Below are 16,746 nucleotides of genomic sequence, written 5' to 3' on the forward strand. Positions count from 1 at the left end.
TGCGAGGTGGCCCTTTCCAAACGTTTGGTGGAGCTGGGGGGATTTGAACCCCCGGACTGTGCAGCTTTACCAATTGAACTATAAGGCTTTTTTATTTTCCTGTTGGATTTTGGATCAGGATTGGCGCTTTTGCTGTCTGGCCGTCGTACTCGGCGAGGTAGGATCCGTAGTGTCGAAATAGCATCTCCGGCCCCTTGTGTCCCATCTGCGTGGCGAGCCAAAACAGGTTGCAGCCGCGGCTGATATTGGCCGTGGCGAAGGTGTGTCTGGTCTGGTAGAGGTGGCGATAGCGAACACCGGATCGCCGGAGGGTGTAGAGCCAGGCTTTCTTTCTAATAGCGTCGGCACCCGACCACGGCTTATCGAGCTTCGGGTCATCAAATACATACTCTCCGCGCATAAAGGTAAACCGCTTCTGGCTGGCCAGTGCCGCCAGCGCCTCACTTGTCAGCTCAATGGTGCGGGTGCCTGCCCGGGTCTTGGTGGTCTTGATGACCCCGACCACTTTGGCGGACGACACCTGCACGGTGTTACCAATCCAGTCGATTGACCCCCAGCGCAAGGCGCATATTTCGGACGGCCGCATTCCGGTGGCGAAGGCGAAGGCGAACAGGTTTGCCCACTGCTCGTTGATGCCGTTGGCGGTCGATATGATCGCAGCCACCTCGCCCGGGTTGAATGGGTCAACGTCCTTGGCTCCCTGTTCAGGAGTTGAATCCACGTCCAAATATCTGGACACGGTGACCAGCGACACCGGGTTTGATGGTAGCAGCCCATCTGTTACCGCCTCGTCAATGGCGCTGCGCAGGAACGACAGCCTGTTGCGGGCCGTCTTGGCGGTGGTGCTGCTTCTCACCAGCCAGTTCTTTACCTGTGCCGGGGTAAGCTCTGACACCGTGATCCCATGCAGATCGGCCAGCGCCTTGTGGCATTTGCGGTACCCGACCATGGTGGATGGGCTCAAACCACGGCTTTCGCAGCGGTGCAGGTATTCATCCAGATAGTCGGACACCCTGGCGGCGATCGACGCGCCGCCGAACATGCGCAGCTTTTTGGATTTCGGAAAGTAGTCGGCGTAGGCAAACAGGCCGCGCTCTATCTTGCCCTGGATCTCACCGAGTAGGCGGGAGGCATAGCGCACGTTCGCCGTGGTGTTGGGTAGATTGGATAGGGGCTCACGGCAGCGAACCCCCTTGAAGGTAAAGGTGATATTGATGGTATCACCGCGCAGGCTCACGCCGCGTGGGAGCTGTTTTTCATTGCCCACTTTGTCACCTCCGCGATATTAACCCAGCGCTCTTTCACCCCGTCCACGTTAACGATATGAACACCCAGTTGCCAGATGCCGCGCTGAATCCGCTTGTTGATAGTATCCCGATCGGTGATCTCGATGGTGCTCAGGTAGGTGCTGAGCGGGATGGCGTCAGGCATTCTCATTATGATGAGTTGGCCCTGAATTTGGCTGACTGCCGGATCTGCTGCTGTTCCCATGGTGTACGGTCCTCGCGGTTAAAAGAGACTCGAGCCGGTGACGCCCGAGCTGGTTGTAGTAAAAGGTTTGAACTTGCTTGCGGGAGTTGACTGCCTGGTCAAGGTGGTACTCTCCCAGTTCGGTGGTTTTCAGGTTGTGCTGGTTGGCCAGCCTGCCGATGGCTTGGGCGCTCACCCCCAGCTCCTTGCCCAGATCGGTTGCGCTCCAGAGCTGACCGGTTACCCGCGGCGCTTCGATTGGCAAGTCGAAGTGAGCCAGGATGCGGCCGATCTCGGCGAGCTTGGCCGATTGGGAAAGGGTGGGGGAGAGTACGGTATTCACCAGATCGTCCAGCAGTTGGCTGCCCTGGTCGATAAGTTGTAGCTGTTGCATTGGCGTGGCCCTCCTGTCCTTGAGGATGGGGCGCCGGTTGAGTTGAAGGAAGGGCCGTTAATCCTATTCATCAAGGATCGGCACGTAGACATCTGACATGTCTGAGAACAATTCTTCGCCTTCTATGCTGACGCAGTTGACTGAGTTGCTCATGCATATGAGCTCATCAACCACACGCTTTAACTCGTCTCTGTCTAACTCCTCATCATCAAGTAGTTGCTTGACTGTATCCCTGAGCGAGCGAACCTCCTCGCTGAGGTTTCTGCGCCAGCCATTCATGCTAAAGCTAACTTTTGACATCTCACTTTCCCCTCAACTTTGCAGCGGTTGCTGCTTGGGTTCGATTGTCACCACCCCGAGATCGCACTCGAACTGGATGGGATAGCCTTGGTCTGCTGCGACCCAGCACATTACGCGGGCCATGCAGCTCAGGGCCTCCTCAGTCCCGAGCGTCACCATGGCTGCGGTGATCTGCTCGGCAAACTCCTTGTTGTCAGCCATCAGCTCACCCCTCCAACTCCGGCAGCTTGTCGAACTGGTCTTGGGTGAGCATCACGGTTTCTACGTGGTGCGGCCCATCGATGTTCTCGAGCACCCCATCCCGCTCATCTGCCGGTACGATAAAGCTGGCGTTATCGAACTTGATGCAGGCGAACTCGAACTGTTTGAAGTCCTCACATCGTGGAGCGTGGAGGCTAGGCGGAAAGCGGCCATCTTGCGTTTCGGACAGGTCGCGCGCCATTGTCTGGCAGTTGCACATACTCACCCCTTCATAAACAGCTCGGCCGCCACGATGACGGCCAGAATGTTAATGGCCAGGATTGCGATCCCGGCCGCCTTTTGTTTGGTCACGCTTCCCCCTGCTCTACTTTGGTAACCCGGTATGCTTGGCCTCGGTTGATCATGTGGCCTGATGTTGCGTACTCATCCTTGATCTTTTGCATGGCTCTGGATGAGAAGAGGATTCCGGCAAAGAACCCAATGGTTATGGCGGCCACAAGCTCGATGCTCATGCGGTCACCCCATACTTTGCAGCCGGTACCGTCTCATCAACTGGTTCGCCACACTTGCGGCAGCGGAATATGCTGGATCCGTGATCGCTGTAGCGTTGCGGATCCAGTCCTTCTGGAAGTCCTTGATCTGGATAGAATGGGCGCTTTTTGTCGGTGCGGCTGGTGCGGCGCGGGCAGTCCAGCTCGACGCTGATTGGCTCACCGCAGCTGCACTGGTCACGCACCACTTGGCCAAAGATGCCTTCAATGGCGATCCCGGTGCGGGCGGCGATGCGCTCCTGAATACCCTTCTTGGTGATGGACACGGCCATGCGCATCATGCGGAGCAGGTGCTGCTCATCCTTCGCCTCGATGCACTGGCGGATGTGCGCTATCAGCTCTGGCGGCGCGTCGCCAGGGAACTCAGGTTCAGCCTGAACGTCGGCGATGCAGGCCAAGGTGGAGCCCTTGACCATATTCACCAGCTCGGTGACCGCGGCGGGGTTGGCGGAGGCGATGAATGCCGCATCGTGCGCAAAGCAGGTATCGGCAAGCAGGCCATGATCACCGTTAACGCTGGTGTGCCCGTCCGTGCTCCATGTTGCTGGAGTGGCCTTGCCAGCCAGCTCCAGCAGCTTTTCCAAGTCGATGTTCATTTCACATCCTTCATGCTGATCGAGATCCCGACGTAGGGGCACTGGGCGCGGTACACGTCGCGGCCGTGCTCGCGCTCGATGCTCCGGCAGCTAAAGCCGGAGCGGGACTCGGTGGAAATAGAAAGGCCAGCTGGTTGGCTGGCCTGTAGTTGGGCTATCTGGTGCAGGGCGCGCTCGAGGGCCGCCTGCTTGTTGGGGTCAGTCAGCATCGCCACCCCCTGTACCCGATAAAGCCGGGCTCCATGACGCGCCGGAACGGCAGCACCGGGAGGTGGGCTATCAGGGTTTTGAGCTGGGGGTTATCTGGCTGACTGTCGATGGTGACCCGGGCGCCCGGGTTGATCTTGAGGTATCGCTCCCGGGCGTCGGCGGCTTCCTCCCGGGTCAGTCCTGGCTGGATGATGGGGGCTCGGTAGCGCATGGCTCACCTCCTTTGAGCTCACATGTGGCACACAATCCGTGCCAACCGATAAACTCAGCGGCATCGCTGCCGTCTTGGTGCTCTGCGTTGCAGTGAGGGCACTTGACGATTTGCTCACCTCCTTGGCGTGGCGGAAGCCGGAAGGAGTCACCGGTCCACGGAACTTCACCGGTAATGCGCTTGAGCAGCGCTGCTGCATCATGGGTAGGATCGTCACTGAAACCGTTCACGATTGACTGCAGCACGGTGACCAGCTCGAGCTCCTGACCTTCTGTGATAAAGCGCCCGCTGTTTACCTGAGCCACATCAATGGCATGTTCAGCCATGTTGATGGCCTCGGTTGCCAGCTTGATTCGATACTGGATAACTCTTTTTCCGGTTTCATCCTTTATCTCTGGATGCGCCGTGATAAGCACAGCACGGCACATTTTCAGGATGTCTGTCATCCGAATCAGCAGGTTAAGTGGCGGACTCACTGATTGGAGCGGCTCACCTCCTTGTGGCTGCTCATCAAGCGCCAATCGCCGCTCGAATACCGCAAATACCCCCTCAATATGCGGGTGAAAAAGCGCTGTGCTTGCTTCGAGCATCATGGACTTAAAGTCTTTGGCGCCATCGAGGTACCAAGCAGGCAGTGGAAACTTGCCAGCCAGTGCCACCTCAACGCGATCCAGCAGGTCACTGCGATTGGCGCAGTCTTGCGGCAATGGCGGGATAATGCGGCGCATTACCTCATGCGACTCCTGCAGCAGATCCAGCGCCACCTTGTGCTTACTCTGCAACTGGTCGTGCTGCTCCTGCAGTTCGCGGTAGTCGGCGGCGACCGGTGAGGTGGTGGCATCAGTCCATTCTGTGTCAGGACGACCCTGATTCAGGCTGGCCAGCACTCTGTCGCGAGCACCCTTAACCTGATCCCACGCTTCCGCGCCGTTCTGCGCACCTCCTGGTGCGTCGAGCCCTACGCAGATGTCGTGCAGCTCATCCATCATCATGGCGAGTGCGTTGTTGCCGATGCGCTCCAGCACTTTTCCTGCCAGCACGGAGTCGATGGTGTCAATCAGCTCTTCAATCGCCACTGACTTATCTTCGCTTGATTCTTCCATTGCGAAGATGAGCGGGCTTCTCGCTTCGCGCAGCAGGCTCTCCAGTTCCCGCTCGCGTTTGTGGTGGTTAGCCAGCAGCTCCAGCCGCGAGCGCAGCGGGTGCTTATCCGGAACTACGCCAGATAGGATGGCGTTGCTGATTGCGAGCCCGGTGCTGTTCCTCTCCTCAAGGAGCTGATTGATGCGCTGATTCAGTGGGTCTACTTCGGAAAAGGGGACAAATGACCCCTGTTCATGCTCTTCCATGCAGAGCCCAAACGCGCCGCGCTTGTCGCTCGATGTGCAGTTGTATCGCTTCACGATTGCTCTCCTTCCGAATTGGACATGGCTCTGGCCTTGATCATGTTGAGCGCGTCGCGCACATCAGACAGCTCAAAGTCGCCTTTGATTTGTGCGTGCCGGAACGCCATGGAGATAAACTCCATGATTTGCTCGTCAGTCCACTCAAGAGCTGACGACAAGGCATCCCGCTGCTTGGTCATGGCTTCCAGCTTCTCAACCGGCGTGAGCCCTTCGGTTCGTTGCAGGGTGATGGTGAATGGGCCAAGCTCAGGCCGAGCCCCTTTCACTTCCAGATAGTTGGTGGCTCCGCGCTCGACGAAGAGGCTGCTGTAAGCGGCGATAAGAGCCTTCTCTGCCAGCTCGGGGTGCTTGGCCACAAACTCGGCCAGGGTCACGCCCTCCAGCTCCTCGGTTGGGTAGCCGTCCAGCAGGTTCCAGCAGGCGACGATGCGGCGGCCGTTTTCCTTGCCTTCGCAGTTGGGAAAGCCTGCGTCATCCCGGGGCCACAGCTCACAGACCCCAGTGCCATCGGTAGATCCGACCGACTGGCCGTTACGAAAAAGGGCCAGAAGGCCCTTGGTGTGTGCGGTCATGCGGCCTTCTCCTGTCCCAGGCTTTGCTCAGCCGCATAGAACTCGCTACCCAAGATCTCGGTCATCATTGGCCCAACCTTGGCACCGGTGCGCAGGTAAATCGCGCCGCCATGGGCAAACATGGTGAAGCCGCCACCAAACAGCAGCTCACCCCAGTTCAGCCCCATGGACTCATAAAGTGGATTGGCTTCCACAGATTCGGGGAACATGTCCCAGTAGCGATCCTGCAGCTCCTTTTGCTCCTTGGCCTTACCCTTCACCTTCCCCCTGCGTGGGGCTGACAGGTAGTTCTGGTCAGGCTTGGTCCAGAGGTCTTTATCTTCACGCTGGTAGTAGTTGTTCAGCACCAGATGGGCGCACTTGAACCGGTTCACATCACTGCAGAACTTCGGCTTGCCATCAAACTCCTTGCCCAGAGCGGTGGCCTTCTCAATCAGTTCGCTCTTTGCGGATTCAAATGCGGCGTGGGCTGCAAGCACGCTGGCATCGGTGGTCTTGTAGAAACTGGTCATACTGCAGACTCCTCGCCACCCAAGGCGGCAAACAGGGCTGGGATAAACTGGGACAGCTCGCCGGTCACCAGTGCAAAGTCGGCGTCCATGCGGGCAACCGGATCCTCGCTGGTGATGTCGTCGTTCTGCTCGCGCAGCTCCTCGCTGAACTTGAGGCGCTTGATGGAGAGGTCATCACCCAGCACGAAGCTGATGCTCTCACCCCAGCAAAGGGCCAACTTGGTGACCAGTTTGTCGTTGGCGAGGTGGTTTTTTACCTCATCGGTCATCAAATCCTGCTGCTTGAAGCGGGCGATCCCGCCGTGCTCCATGGCGCTGCGCAGCTCGGATTCATCTTCCAGAGTGAAAGCGGCTGGCAGGTTGCCCTCTTGCAGCCACTCGGTCATGGTGATTTCTGGCGGGTTCTTGAGCGCCACCGGTACCACCGGCAGGCTGCCGATGGACTTGCGCAGCAGGGCCAGCACGTCGTCAGCCTTCTTGGCGGAGGGGGCATCGACCATCAGCAGGCCGTCTGCCGGGTTGATCCACGCGTAGGTGTTGGTCGTGCGGCTGAATGCGCGCGGCAGCAGGGTGTGGAGGATCTCCTCTTTCAGCGCTTCCTTCTCTTTCTTCTTGAGGGCGCGTCCCTGTTCGAACTCGATCGCCTCTACCTTCTCGGCAAGCTGTTCTTTGACTACGGTGCTGGGCAGCATCTTCTCCTCTTTGCGGGCGCAGATGAGGATTTGGCCGTTGGCGGAGTGGGTCAGAGTTGAGCCGAACTTGCCGAGCGGGCGAGTCCAGCCGAAGCGGGACATGTCCTGGCTGCCGCAGGGGGTGAAGGCGCAGGCTTCGAGCTGGGTTTCCAACTGCTCGGCGGTCAGCTCGAACTGGCGGGTAATGCGGTAAACTTGAAGGTTTTTAAACCACATGGTCGGGGTCCTTTGGTCGGTTAGTTGCGGGCTTTCGCCTGCAGGTCGTGGAGTTTCTTGGCGGCTGCTTCGGCTTGTGGCCGGTTGCAGATGGTCCCGCCAGGCAGTACAAACTTGCCGCGCTGCTTTGGGTGGGGCATGACGACGCCCAACCCAATGACTACCGCGCCGCAGTAGGGGTTTCCTGTGTCTTTCATGGTGGTCCTCGACTTATCAACAGGATCTGTGATGGAGGCGGTTAGTAACCGGTGGGTATCAGGCTGCTTTTCTGGCGCTGATGCCGCGAACAAAGGGGATGCGGGGTGATGCGCCAACCTTCATGGTGGGAAAGGCAATCAGGGCACAGCCGAAGTTGGCCCCGTTCTTCTTGGTAACACCATCTCTCTCGTAGAACTGGTAGCGGCCATCCGGCTCGTAGATGATCATATCTTCGGCCAGCAAGCTGCGCCACCAGATAGTTAGCGGCTCGTATGGGAGCAGCATCATCCCCGGTCTGCCGTTGGCCTGCTGCTGGCGGGCCTGCGTGATGAACTCTGGTTTCAGGTCGAACGGCGGGTTGCACCACCAGTGCTCTGGCCAGTCAAGGTTGAGGCTGTCGATACCCATGCAGACCGTGCCTGCCAGCTCAGCCTCGTGCATCTGGGCGCGAACATCATCACTGGTGCGGTAGTCCAGCAGTCGCTCCAGCAGCAGATGACTGGTGAAGTAGCGGCTGCACTTGGCGGTGAGCGGCTCAGCGGCCACATCGCACTCGAAGTTGCGACCATAGAGCGCCTGCGCATCGGCAAAGCACTCCCATGTGGTGGCCCAGAAGTTCTTATCGCTGGCCGGAGTGCCGCTATCAATCAGAATTGCCATTGGCAGCCTCCTTTCTGGCTTTGTTGTATCTGGCCGCGTCCTCGCAGTCATCAAGGTGACTGGCGCCATACTTCTCTCTGGCAGCCTCGGCGCAGGAATATGCCTCGTATGGGTTAAGTCCCCAGGTCACCTTGCCGCAGTGATAGCAGTTGCCGCGGTGGCGGCCGGTTGTCGGTCGCTCGCGGCGGCGCTTTGGCTTGCGGATCCCGGCAACTGTGATCATGCGGCGCTCGTTGACGTTACGCGCTTGGAATGTGCGGCGGCTGATGGACTTCACATACTCAAGCGGGTAAAAGGCAACATCATCGTTCCACAAGGCGTGTCTTACCTCCTCGGCGGTCAAGATCAGCGCATCTGACAGGCATACTGTCGAACCCTTCTGGGCCTTCCAGTAGACGTCGTTCCCGTCAAAATCACCGATACAGCAGTGGATCACATACTGATCGCAGCCTGTTGCCAGGCCAGCCTTGCTGTCATCCAGATACTGGTGATCCACCCGCACGGTAACGAGCTCATCGACCAGTGCCTTGCTTAGCGGCACATCGGTGTAACGGTCATTGAAGTGGCTCTGGGCCTCCTCCAGCGTGTAGACGTGGGCCTTGTCCAAGTTTGTGGTGTAACCGTTGCCGTTTTCCGCCCAGAACATGCAGGAGCTGCCGGTGTTACCTCTGGTGTCGCGCAGATAGAAGCCTGTCATGCCGCCTCCTTGTGCTGTTCCGGTTGCTGGCTGGCTGCGAACTGCTCCTCCCACAGCTTCACCTTGAGCTCGCAGGCGTAGACGATCTGGCCGATCAGCTTCTCGCCAAGCCCCTTGACCTTATTCAGGGCTGCCCCCTGGTTGCTCATCACCTTGTAGAGGGTGTCGAGCCCGGCCTCTTCCAGCGGTCTGATCACGCGCGGCGGCAGAGCGCATTCGTGAATGCTGACCGTCTTGGCCCAGGTGGCGCGCGGCAGCAGGTGCGGGTGGCTCTTTTCCAGCGCCTCGAGCATGAAGTTGAAGATATCCTGCGTCATGGCGTCAGGGGCGCCAGCACCGAACGGGGTAGGGTAGATGGGGTTCATCCACTGGCTCAGCATGACCGAGCAGCCGGAGCCATCAGATTTCATGGCGTGCAGCTTCCAGTTGAGGTCGTTGATGAGGTAGGGGAGGTTGGATTTCAGGCCATGATCCACCAGGTAGACGTTCCAGAGCGCGCCGTCCGCGCCCTTGTAGGTCTTGGCCAGGTGCTTGAACCAGACCAGCTTGGCATCGCGGCAGCTCTCCAGCTCCATGATGACGCCGTGGCGGCTTTCCAGCTCGCGATCCTGCTCGTTGATGGCGTCCAGTAGGTCTTTGATGCGGCGCTCGAGTTTCAGCACCTCGGCGCGGTAGGCGGCCTCGTTGCTCTTGTGCTTGGCGATCGCGGTGCGCTGCTGCTCCAGCAGGTCGTTTTTCTCCTTGATGCGGCGCTTCATGGCTGCCGGATCCATGGCCTTGAAGTCAGCCAGTTGGCGATCTGTCTGGCGGGCGGTGAATTGCAGGGCGCTGAATTTGGCCTCTACCTCGTTCAGGGCTCGCTGCGCCTTGTAGAGCTCGGCTTCTTTGGCCTCCAGCTCGGCTGTGCCTTCTTGCCGTGCTGCTGCAATGCGCTGCTCGGCCTCCGCTACCTGCTGGCGCAGCTGGCTGACCAGTGCGATCTGGTCATTCAGCTCGCCATCCCGGGCTTCTAACTCGCCGATGAGCCCGTTGAACTCGTCGATATGGGCATTGGCTGCCTCGCTGATCATGGTTAAATTGGCGGTGAGCAGGCTTTCAAAGCTGCCGATGGCGGCCTTAGCGGGGCCGTCCGGCATTAGCAGGATGTTGCGGATCTGGCTGGTGAGGGTATTCAGGGCGAGGCTGGTTGCCTCGCTGGGGTTAAGTTCGGTGGTCATTGGTCGGGGTCCTGTTAATGATGGCTCGGCTGCTGGTAGCGGGCATGCAGGTTTTCGCTGTCAATCCAGCGGGTAGCCAGCACGATCAAGGCGCGCTGGCCGTCCGGTTTGACGGTGGCGCCGCGCTTGCGGTATGCCTCCATCGCTTTATCTCGCTCCAACGTAGTGAGGTAGGCTTGAGCAAATTTCATGTCAACCTCAGTAGTTGATGGTCAGGTGGTCGATCTTGTTTCCGGCGATTTTCTTGACGAGGTTCACGGCGACATCCTCAGAGAGACCCAGCCCCATCAAGTCCATCACGATGGCGCTGTTGATGCGGCCACGGTGAGCGCGGTCTGCTGCGCGGAGGGCATCTTCTTCTGCTTTCAGGTGCTGTTCGTGCTCAATGCGCTGGCGCTCTTGCTCGGCTGCGCGTGCTGCAGCCTCTTCGGCTTGGCGGCGGGCATTTTCTTCGGCCTGCACGCGGCGTTGTTCTGCCTGCTGGCGGGCCAGCTCTGCGGCTTCGGCGTCGCGGATGGCTTGCTGCTCGCGCTCTTTGGCTTCGCGTTCGCGGCGCTCGGCATCGAGGCGGGCCTGCTCCTGGCGCTTGGCCTCCGCTGCGGCGGCCTGCTCTGCGATGAGGCGTTCACGGTCTGCCTGCTCGCGGGCGGCAGCCTCTTGGCGCAGGCGCTCCAGCTCGGCGGCTTGCGCTTCCCGCGCCTTGGCCTTCTCAATGGCGGTGCGCAGGTGCAGCACAGCGGCATCCTTGGCCACACTGGCTTGGGGGGTCACTTCTTCCCAGCTATCGTCGATGGCGATCGCTTCAATCTGCTGCAGGTAGTGCTCCAACTCGGCGCTCGGCAGCTCGGCGGAGGTCTGCTTGGCTATGGAGAAGGCCAGCATACGTTCTTGCAGGGCTGCCACCCTGGCTGCTTCTGCTGCTTCGTACTGGTTGAGAGGCGCGCGCACTTCGTCTTTCAGGGCGTCCATGAAATCACGGAAAATCTTACGGTTGGCATCGAGCTTTTTGGGTTTCGCTTTGAGTTCGTCAGCTAGCTCCTTGCCAAAGCCCTCTCCGTACACTTTGAATCGGGCGCAGGAGTGGGCCAGGCTAGCAATCTGCTTGCGCCCCTTTGGCGTGGATGCGTCTGGCACGATGCTTGTCACCTGCTTACGCACTGATTCAAGCATCTCTTGGAGACCAACTCCGTCAATAAACAGGGCATTAATGCTGGTAGGTTCGATGACAACCAGTTGGGTCTGGGCGGTGTCGGTCTTGGCTTGTTCGGTCATGTTGGGGTCCTTGTGGCGCTCGGCCATAAAAAAGCCCGCTGGTTGGCGGGCTGAATGGGTTGAAGTGGTGGGTTACGCTTGCGGCTGGTCGAGTTGCTTTTTGCGCTCGCCAGCGACCTGCTTGATGCCTTTGACTATCTGCGGGTCGTCGGTGCCGCTGGCCCACTCCCAAGCGGCGGTATAGGCCTTTTGCCACTCCTCCACCGATGACACCCCGTCTATGGCGGCGCAGTGGTCGGCGTAGGCGCCAGCATGGTCAACCAGATCGGTTGTTTCGATAGGCTGTTCAGGCTGTGGCTGTGGTTCAGCGCTGCGCTTTTCCTCAGTAACTTTGGTAGGGTTGCTTTCTTGGCGCATTGCGCTGAGCGCGCGGCTTTTCTCTGGCTGGGCTTCTTCCTCCTTCGACTTGAACCAGTCGCCAGGCTTGCTCATGCCATCCCGCAGAGAGGCATAAATCTTGCGCATTTGGACGTACTGGGCTGGTAGCATTGCGTCCGCACGCCTGCCGAGATATGCCTGTACCTGCTCTGTTGTCACCCCAAACTCAGCACTGAACGTATCAAGCATGCGCTTGATCGACTCCGGGCTGGTGTCGGCGTGGGTGTTGAGGGTTACCTCGCACTGGCGCTGCGCGGCCTCGATGACATCGCCCGGGATCACCCCGAGAATGCACGCCCGCAACCGGCGAGCGCCATTGTTTGCCACCAACTCGTAGATATCGCGCGGATCTTCCAGTCGCTTTTGCCCGTTTCTGGTGTGGCGGATGTGAGGCACAGTGAAGATCTTTAGCTGCTTGGTGTTGGTTTCAACGTCCCAAGCAAACGCCTCAACGATGGATTCGCCTTTGCGCTGCTCCAGCTCGCGGATGCCGAACTGCATATTCCCCCACGCCTGAGCCAGCGCCTCCGCCAGTCTGATGCTTGGGCCGGTCACATCGGCACCGCCGCGGTTGTAGCTGTACAGCGCGCCCTCTGCCAAAGTTGGGCGGGAGCAGGCTTGCAGAATGCGATCTGTGGCCTCAACAGGGTTGCGTGGGAACTTCTTGGCAATAACCATGGCCGCCTGCACTTCCTGAATGGCCCGCTGCTGCTCAACAGCCACCAATCCTTGCTCTTGGCGCTGGCTTGCTGCGCCGAATGGGTTTGAAACTGCTTGGTTCACGCTGCTCTCCTTGCCCATGCCGGGCGGGTAAGTGGTATCAGGTCGTGCCAGTCGTTATTGACGCGGCACTCGTGGAATTTGCGCAGGTCGCGGCGGTAGAGGTCTTTGCCAGCCTCTTTCCAATCCTGCTCCAGCGGGCGAACCCGCACCGGGTAGCGGCCGCACTCAATGGATGAGCTAACCGCGATAAAGATGAAGTCCGGGATCTCGCCGTAAATCTCGCGAAAGCCATCGGAGTACATGGCGTCTTGAACGTGGTAGCGGAACTCCTCGACGTGGCGCTCGAAGCGGCCCATGTCGTCCACTTTCTTCACGTCAGCCATGATGGGGAAGTTGTTGAGCTTCTTGTCTGGCCGGCAGCGGCAGAGCTCATCTGTCTCGCGGTCAGTCCAGTAGAGCGACCCCTCGCAGATGCCGTCCTGCTCCAGCAGCCAGCGGGCGTCAGGGTGGGCAAACACGCTTTCGCGCATCAGCTGCAGCTTGCGGTCATCCTCGAACGAGAGAATAGTCTTGCCAAGATCGGCACAATTGGCCAGAAACTCGGCCTCACCCTCCTTGCCAATCTTGGTTTGCCGGTTGAACTTCGGCGCTATGATGAAGCGATCCTTGAAATCTTCCGGCTCCAGCAGCAGGCAGTGCAGGGCGGTACCCATGTCCAGCGCCTTGAGCTTTTCCTCATCTACCGGCGCGCTCTTGCGCCAGACGTAAGTGGCGGGGCTCACGGCAATGTCGTCGAGCTGGGATTTGCTGACACCATCCCCATTGTGGTAATCCTCGTTGGAGAGGCCCAGCACCAGCCCTTGCGGCATGGCCAGGCTGGTATCGACGGCGGCGTTCATGCTGCACCGCCTGCGACGTACACATCGTCATGCAGAGCGTTAGGCTGGGGAGTGCGATCTCCTTTGGCGATGGCATCTGTGCACTGGTCACGAATAACCATCATGTTGTGGGTCATGTTGCTGCCAGACGCGATACGGTGGATCTCTTCCAGCGCCGCCAGCAGCTCGTCGCGCTGCTGCTCAACATCCAGCAACTGAGTGCCGACGGCAGCAACCAACCCTTTCTGCTCCATCTCATCGGTCGGCAGGCCTCGGCAAGCATTAACGCAAGCCACGATGCGGCGGGCGTTTTCACGCTGTTCGTCACTGAACTCCCTGTCGTCAACATCAATCCACAACTTGGCGATAGTTCCACCATTCTTATGGCATACCTTGACGAATGCGTCGCTGTCGTCATCGACTTCAACAGCGTTCCACGGCTCATTGGTGTGCTGTTTCATGCTGCGCTCCTGTGCTGGTATTGCTCCCACTGCTCGGCGCTCATAGCGTCGTGCAACTGGGCAACGTGGTTACTCCATGCCTGCTCGGCCATGGCTTTCAGTGCGGCATCCATCACCTGCTGGATCAGCAGGGTGAGCGGCACCTTGTCGCCGGAGACCATCAGCAGGTAGATGGCTTGGTTGAATTGAGTGGCGCGATCGTCATCAGCCTCGGCTAGCAGCGTGGCTGCGTCGGTATCGAGCTGGCCGGTTAGCAGCAGCGGGAGGTTGCTCTCAACCCACTGAGCAACCCACTCAGCCTCGGCGTTAGCCTCGGCCTCGCGGCTTTCCAGCAGGGCGAGCAGGGTGGTTTCATTGGTCATTTTGCTTCTCCAGCTCAGCGAGCAGGGCGTCTGCGTAGTGGGTGCGCCACGCGAAATACATGGCGCGGTGACCGGCTGGCGTCATCTCTACGAAGAACGTTTGACAGATCGGGTCGTACTCTGACAGCGATTCAGCAAAATACTGCCCATTGCCCTCGTTGCTGCGGCTCCAATCTCGACTGAACCAGTCAGGCATTTCAGGAGCGTGCATCGCCATCATTTCGCGCTTGGTTAGGCCAGCCATAACCCCGACATTTGCCATTCCAGCGCTACTCCAGTGCACTGGAGAGCCGTTTTCGTTAACCAGCGGCATGGCTGGCATATCTGCGTTTTTCATGGCTACATCTCCATTTCAAGCCGCAGGGCGCGCTGCTCTTGATACTCTTCGATGGCGCGGCGGGTGGCGGTACGTTCGTGGGCGCTTCGGCGTTCTGCTGCGCTGGGTTCGACGCTCACGCTGTAGCGGTGTTCAGTGCGGGGCGGCATGGAGCCGCGAAAGCCCATTACCTGGGCTTCGGTCAGATTTTTCATGGTCGGGGTCCTCTTGGTTATCCGAAGGCGGCCACAGCTTCGACGCTATGTTGTTGCCAGCTCCACCGGAGCCGCCTTGGGATACCCGCTGTTGCCAGCGGGCAGCCATTTCTTGATTGGGTATTGCTTGGGTATTTCCTTCTTCACTGTCACACACGCATTCCGGTTCTAACGGGTTAGCGCGCATCCCTACCGACCTCGGGATTCGTGGTTGTGTGTCGGTTTCTAGTTGTTAAAGAGCGAGCTCAGCCGAATTTGGCGTGAGCGGAGCCAAAGCATCCTTGCGGTGCTTGAGAAAGAGGCTTTGGCTACGGCGCTATCAGGGAAGCGCCAGACCCGGAAAATCAGATGGAGTCGAGGTGGTACTGCATGCGCGCGTTCAGCATGGCTCTGTAACCTTGCGGGATGCGGCCAAGGCGTTCATTGGCGATGGCGCGCTTTTCTGCCAGCTTTTGGCGGCGGATATCGTCTGCGATTTCGCTGACGCGGCGGTGGAGGCGTTCTCTGCGAGCTTTGTTGCCGCTTACGTGGTCAGCGATAGTGGCGATGATCTGGTCTGCGCGATGCGCGGCTCTGGAAAAAATGCTCTTGGTCATGGTACATTTACTCCGTTGGTGAGTAGGTCCTCGCTAATACCCGCCGGTCTAACTGGTCGGGGTCCTGATTGCCGGGGTGGTCCCCTGGCATCTGGCGGGATGGTCTCCCGCCCTTCAAAGCCCGCCCTGTGCGGGCTTTGTCGTTCTTACGCGCTGGTTAGGCGCTTTTCACTTCTGCCCTGGTTAGGGGCTGGTTCCTGATTGCCGAGTGTCTGAATCTTGTGTGGTGGCTGGAATCGAACCAGCGCGCGCTACCCGTCGGTACGGCTCTACCTGCTGAGACCTACACCACAACTGTGGATTGCACTGCTCTTGCTTTCAGTCCGGGCGGTTCGACCGATCCAGTCTTGCCAAACTTGCTGGCCTTCCTGTCGCTGCCTTAGGTCCGATGCCGGTATCCTGCCAATGCAATCCCAGTTGTGTTCTGGCTTTTTACTCCGCCAGATCCAGAGGTTTGCCGGTTACGTCTCCGGCCCGGGCTCTCACCGTTCGTGTGGCATTACCCAAGACCTTCACCACGATTGGCCGCCTTCCACGCTGCCCCTTGCTGTATCGGTCTTGGTCTGTTCGATTGCTTTACCGAACAAGGCAAAGGTTAATATTGCCGAACACTTGCGTCAATAGAAAATGTTCGGTTTTGCGAACTATTTTTTTAGTGGGTGATGTCGGGGCCAAATGGCGGGCACAAAAAAGCCCGCACGATGCGGGCTTGATTGAGGTTGTAGCTGTTACTCTTTCGTGTTGCGGCGCAGTTCAACCATGCGGCCGAAGATAATCGCATCCTTGATAGGCACCACGCCCAGGCGCTGATCATCAGTTACCAGCGTAATGCCAGCGAGGCCATCGAGCGCCTTAAGCAACCGATCCTGCTCGCTGCTGACTATCCTCGCCAGCACTACGTCGTTGTGGCGCGGCGTCCGATCGGCAAGATCGATAACGCAGATGTCGCCGCTCTTGATGCCGGAACCAGCAAGGTTGTCATCGTTGGCGATGATGCCGATCAGCTGGCCATCGTAATCGCTGTATATGGTGCCGCGCCCATCAAGGGTGTGCAGGGCATCGGTTGGGTGCTCTGTGAGGTCTGACATTTCCCATACCGCTACTTTGCCGAGGTGCGTATCTGCCACGTAGGTGCCGCTCTCTTTGCCGGTATAGAGCCATAGCGGGTCACAGCCGAGCGCCTTGGCGATAGAGAGCAGGCTACTGACGCGCAGATCCTTGAGCGGGTCAGACAGCAGAACGGATATCACCGCCTTGCTCACGCCTGACTTGCGCACCAGGTCGGCCTGGTTCCAGCCGCGCTCATTGAGCATGTATTTCAGTCGATCTCTGAAAGAGGTCATGTCGCTCTCGTTCGAATAAAAAAACACTCCCTCATTTTGTCCTATTTCTTGTGCGCTATGCCGATGGTTGACTTGTTCGGAAAAGCGAACCAAAATGGG

28 protein-coding genes and 1 tRNA gene are annotated in these 16,746 nt (G+C 58.8%); all 29 read right to left on the reverse strand.

Features of this window, described 5'->3' with window-relative positions; translation table 11 throughout:
- Nucleotides 1-91 precede the first annotated feature (91 nt).
- Complete coding sequence (locus ACY8FN_RS09795; RefSeq protein ID WP_463099879.1) at nt 92-1,267, reverse strand: Arm DNA-binding domain-containing protein; 1,176 nt, start codon at nt 1,265-1,267, stop codon at nt 92-94.
- On the reverse strand, nt 1,234-1,437 hold the full coding sequence (locus tag ACY8FN_RS09800; RefSeq protein ID WP_224212348.1) for an excisionase: 204 nt from the start codon (nt 1,435-1,437) through the stop codon (nt 1,234-1,236). The genes ACY8FN_RS09795 and ACY8FN_RS09800 overlap by 34 nt, the downstream gene beginning before the upstream one ends.
- Nucleotides 1,424-1,864 (reverse strand): hypothetical protein, encoded by a 441-nt coding sequence (locus ACY8FN_RS09805; protein WP_463099880.1) that lies wholly within the window; start codon nt 1,862-1,864, stop codon nt 1,424-1,426. Before ACY8FN_RS09805 ends, ACY8FN_RS09800 begins: the two co-directional genes overlap by 14 nt.
- Nucleotides 1,865-1,927: 63 nt before the next feature.
- Nucleotides 1,928-2,164, reverse strand: coding sequence for a hypothetical protein (locus tag ACY8FN_RS09810; protein ID WP_463099881.1), 237 nt, complete (start codon nt 2,162-2,164; stop codon nt 1,928-1,930).
- 12 nt (nt 2,165-2,176) lie between these two features.
- Complete coding sequence (locus ACY8FN_RS09815) at nt 2,177-2,365, reverse strand: hypothetical protein (RefSeq protein ID WP_463099882.1); 189 nt, start codon at nt 2,363-2,365, stop codon at nt 2,177-2,179.
- 4 nt (nt 2,366-2,369) lie between these two features.
- Complete coding sequence (locus tag ACY8FN_RS09820; RefSeq protein ID WP_463099883.1) at nt 2,370-2,606, reverse strand: hypothetical protein; 237 nt, start codon at nt 2,604-2,606, stop codon at nt 2,370-2,372.
- Nucleotides 2,607-2,712: 106 nt separating this feature from the next.
- Nucleotides 2,713-2,877 carry a hypothetical protein gene (locus ACY8FN_RS09825; RefSeq protein WP_463099884.1) on the reverse strand — a complete coding sequence of 55 codons (165 nt, stop codon included), beginning with the start codon at nt 2,875-2,877 and terminating at the stop codon, nt 2,713-2,715.
- Entirely contained in the window at nt 2,874-3,512 is a 639-nt protein-coding gene (locus ACY8FN_RS09830; protein ID WP_463099885.1) for an ead/Ea22-like family protein, read from the reverse strand. The genes ACY8FN_RS09825 and ACY8FN_RS09830 overlap by 4 nt, the downstream gene beginning before the upstream one ends.
- Nucleotides 3,509-3,721 carry a hypothetical protein gene (locus tag ACY8FN_RS09835; RefSeq protein ID WP_463099886.1) on the reverse strand — a complete coding sequence of 71 codons (213 nt, stop codon included), beginning with the start codon at nt 3,719-3,721 and terminating at the stop codon, nt 3,509-3,511. The genes ACY8FN_RS09830 and ACY8FN_RS09835 overlap by 4 nt, the downstream gene beginning before the upstream one ends.
- Nucleotides 3,715-3,933: a hypothetical protein gene (locus ACY8FN_RS09840; protein ID WP_463099887.1), complete on the reverse strand. Its 219-nt coding sequence runs from the start codon at nt 3,931-3,933 to the stop codon at nt 3,715-3,717. The genes ACY8FN_RS09835 and ACY8FN_RS09840 overlap by 7 nt, the downstream gene beginning before the upstream one ends.
- On the reverse strand, nt 3,897-5,336 hold the full coding sequence (locus ACY8FN_RS09845) for a hypothetical protein (RefSeq protein ID WP_463099888.1): 1,440 nt from the start codon (nt 5,334-5,336) through the stop codon (nt 3,897-3,899). Before ACY8FN_RS09845 ends, ACY8FN_RS09840 begins: the two co-directional genes overlap by 37 nt.
- The gene (locus tag ACY8FN_RS09850) at nt 5,333-5,911 is read right to left on the reverse strand and encodes a hypothetical protein (RefSeq protein WP_463099889.1); all 579 of its coding nucleotides are present in this window, start codon (nt 5,909-5,911) and stop codon (nt 5,333-5,335) included. The genes ACY8FN_RS09845 and ACY8FN_RS09850 overlap by 4 nt, the downstream gene beginning before the upstream one ends.
- A complete protein-coding gene (locus ACY8FN_RS09855; RefSeq protein WP_463099890.1) occupies nt 5,908-6,423 on the reverse strand; it encodes a hypothetical protein in 516 nt (171 codons plus the stop codon). The genes ACY8FN_RS09850 and ACY8FN_RS09855 overlap by 4 nt, the downstream gene beginning before the upstream one ends.
- Nucleotides 6,420-7,331: a recombination-associated protein RdgC gene (rdgC, locus tag ACY8FN_RS09860; protein WP_463099891.1), complete on the reverse strand. Its 912-nt coding sequence runs from the start codon at nt 7,329-7,331 to the stop codon at nt 6,420-6,422. Before rdgC ends, ACY8FN_RS09855 begins: the two co-directional genes overlap by 4 nt.
- Before the next feature lie 20 nt (nt 7,332-7,351).
- Complete coding sequence (locus ACY8FN_RS09865) at nt 7,352-7,528, reverse strand: hypothetical protein (RefSeq protein WP_463099892.1); 177 nt, start codon at nt 7,526-7,528, stop codon at nt 7,352-7,354.
- Between the two features lie 58 nt (nt 7,529-7,586).
- Complete coding sequence (locus ACY8FN_RS09870; RefSeq protein WP_463099893.1) at nt 7,587-8,189, reverse strand: DNA N-6-adenine-methyltransferase; 603 nt, start codon at nt 8,187-8,189, stop codon at nt 7,587-7,589.
- Entirely contained in the window at nt 8,173-8,886 is a 714-nt protein-coding gene (locus ACY8FN_RS09875) for a hypothetical protein (RefSeq protein ID WP_463099894.1), read from the reverse strand. Before ACY8FN_RS09875 ends, ACY8FN_RS09870 begins: the two co-directional genes overlap by 17 nt.
- Entirely contained in the window at nt 8,883-10,103 is a 1,221-nt protein-coding gene (locus ACY8FN_RS09880; protein WP_463099895.1) for a hypothetical protein, read from the reverse strand. The genes ACY8FN_RS09875 and ACY8FN_RS09880 overlap by 4 nt, the downstream gene beginning before the upstream one ends.
- A gap of 14 nt (nt 10,104-10,117) precedes the next feature.
- Nucleotides 10,118-10,294 (reverse strand): hypothetical protein, encoded by a 177-nt coding sequence (locus tag ACY8FN_RS09885; RefSeq protein ID WP_162517235.1) that lies wholly within the window; start codon nt 10,292-10,294, stop codon nt 10,118-10,120.
- 7 nt (nt 10,295-10,301) lie between these two features.
- Nucleotides 10,302-11,375: a hypothetical protein gene (locus tag ACY8FN_RS09890; protein ID WP_463099896.1), complete on the reverse strand. Its 1,074-nt coding sequence runs from the start codon at nt 11,373-11,375 to the stop codon at nt 10,302-10,304.
- Between the two features lie 72 nt (nt 11,376-11,447).
- Entirely contained in the window at nt 11,448-12,536 is a 1,089-nt protein-coding gene (locus tag ACY8FN_RS09895) for a hypothetical protein (protein ID WP_463099897.1), read from the reverse strand.
- Nucleotides 12,533-13,375: a PD-(D/E)XK nuclease-like domain-containing protein gene (locus ACY8FN_RS09900; protein WP_463099898.1), complete on the reverse strand. Its 843-nt coding sequence runs from the start codon at nt 13,373-13,375 to the stop codon at nt 12,533-12,535. Before ACY8FN_RS09900 ends, ACY8FN_RS09895 begins: the two co-directional genes overlap by 4 nt.
- Nucleotides 13,372-13,815, reverse strand: coding sequence for a hypothetical protein (locus ACY8FN_RS09905; RefSeq protein ID WP_463099899.1), 444 nt, complete (start codon nt 13,813-13,815; stop codon nt 13,372-13,374). Before ACY8FN_RS09905 ends, ACY8FN_RS09900 begins: the two co-directional genes overlap by 4 nt.
- A complete protein-coding gene (locus ACY8FN_RS09910; RefSeq protein ID WP_463099900.1) occupies nt 13,812-14,177 on the reverse strand; it encodes a hypothetical protein in 366 nt (121 codons plus the stop codon). Before ACY8FN_RS09910 ends, ACY8FN_RS09905 begins: the two co-directional genes overlap by 4 nt.
- Complete coding sequence (locus ACY8FN_RS09915; protein WP_463099901.1) at nt 14,167-14,514, reverse strand: hypothetical protein; 348 nt, start codon at nt 14,512-14,514, stop codon at nt 14,167-14,169. The genes ACY8FN_RS09910 and ACY8FN_RS09915 overlap by 11 nt, the downstream gene beginning before the upstream one ends.
- A gap of 2 nt (nt 14,515-14,516) precedes the next feature.
- Complete coding sequence (locus ACY8FN_RS09920) at nt 14,517-14,708, reverse strand: PA3496 family putative envelope integrity protein (RefSeq protein ID WP_463099902.1); 192 nt, start codon at nt 14,706-14,708, stop codon at nt 14,517-14,519.
- Between the two features lie 344 nt (nt 14,709-15,052).
- Entirely contained in the window at nt 15,053-15,304 is a 252-nt protein-coding gene (locus ACY8FN_RS09925) for a hypothetical protein (protein WP_463099903.1), read from the reverse strand.
- Between the two features lie 221 nt (nt 15,305-15,525).
- Nucleotides 15,526-15,597, reverse strand: a tRNA-OTHER gene (locus ACY8FN_RS09930).
- 435 nt (nt 15,598-16,032) lie between these two features.
- Complete coding sequence (locus ACY8FN_RS09935; RefSeq protein ID WP_240037839.1) at nt 16,033-16,647, reverse strand: helix-turn-helix domain-containing protein; 615 nt, start codon at nt 16,645-16,647, stop codon at nt 16,033-16,035.
- Nucleotides 16,648-16,746 lie beyond the last annotated feature (99 nt).

Source organism: Aeromonas sp. 160P, assembly GCF_055193095.1.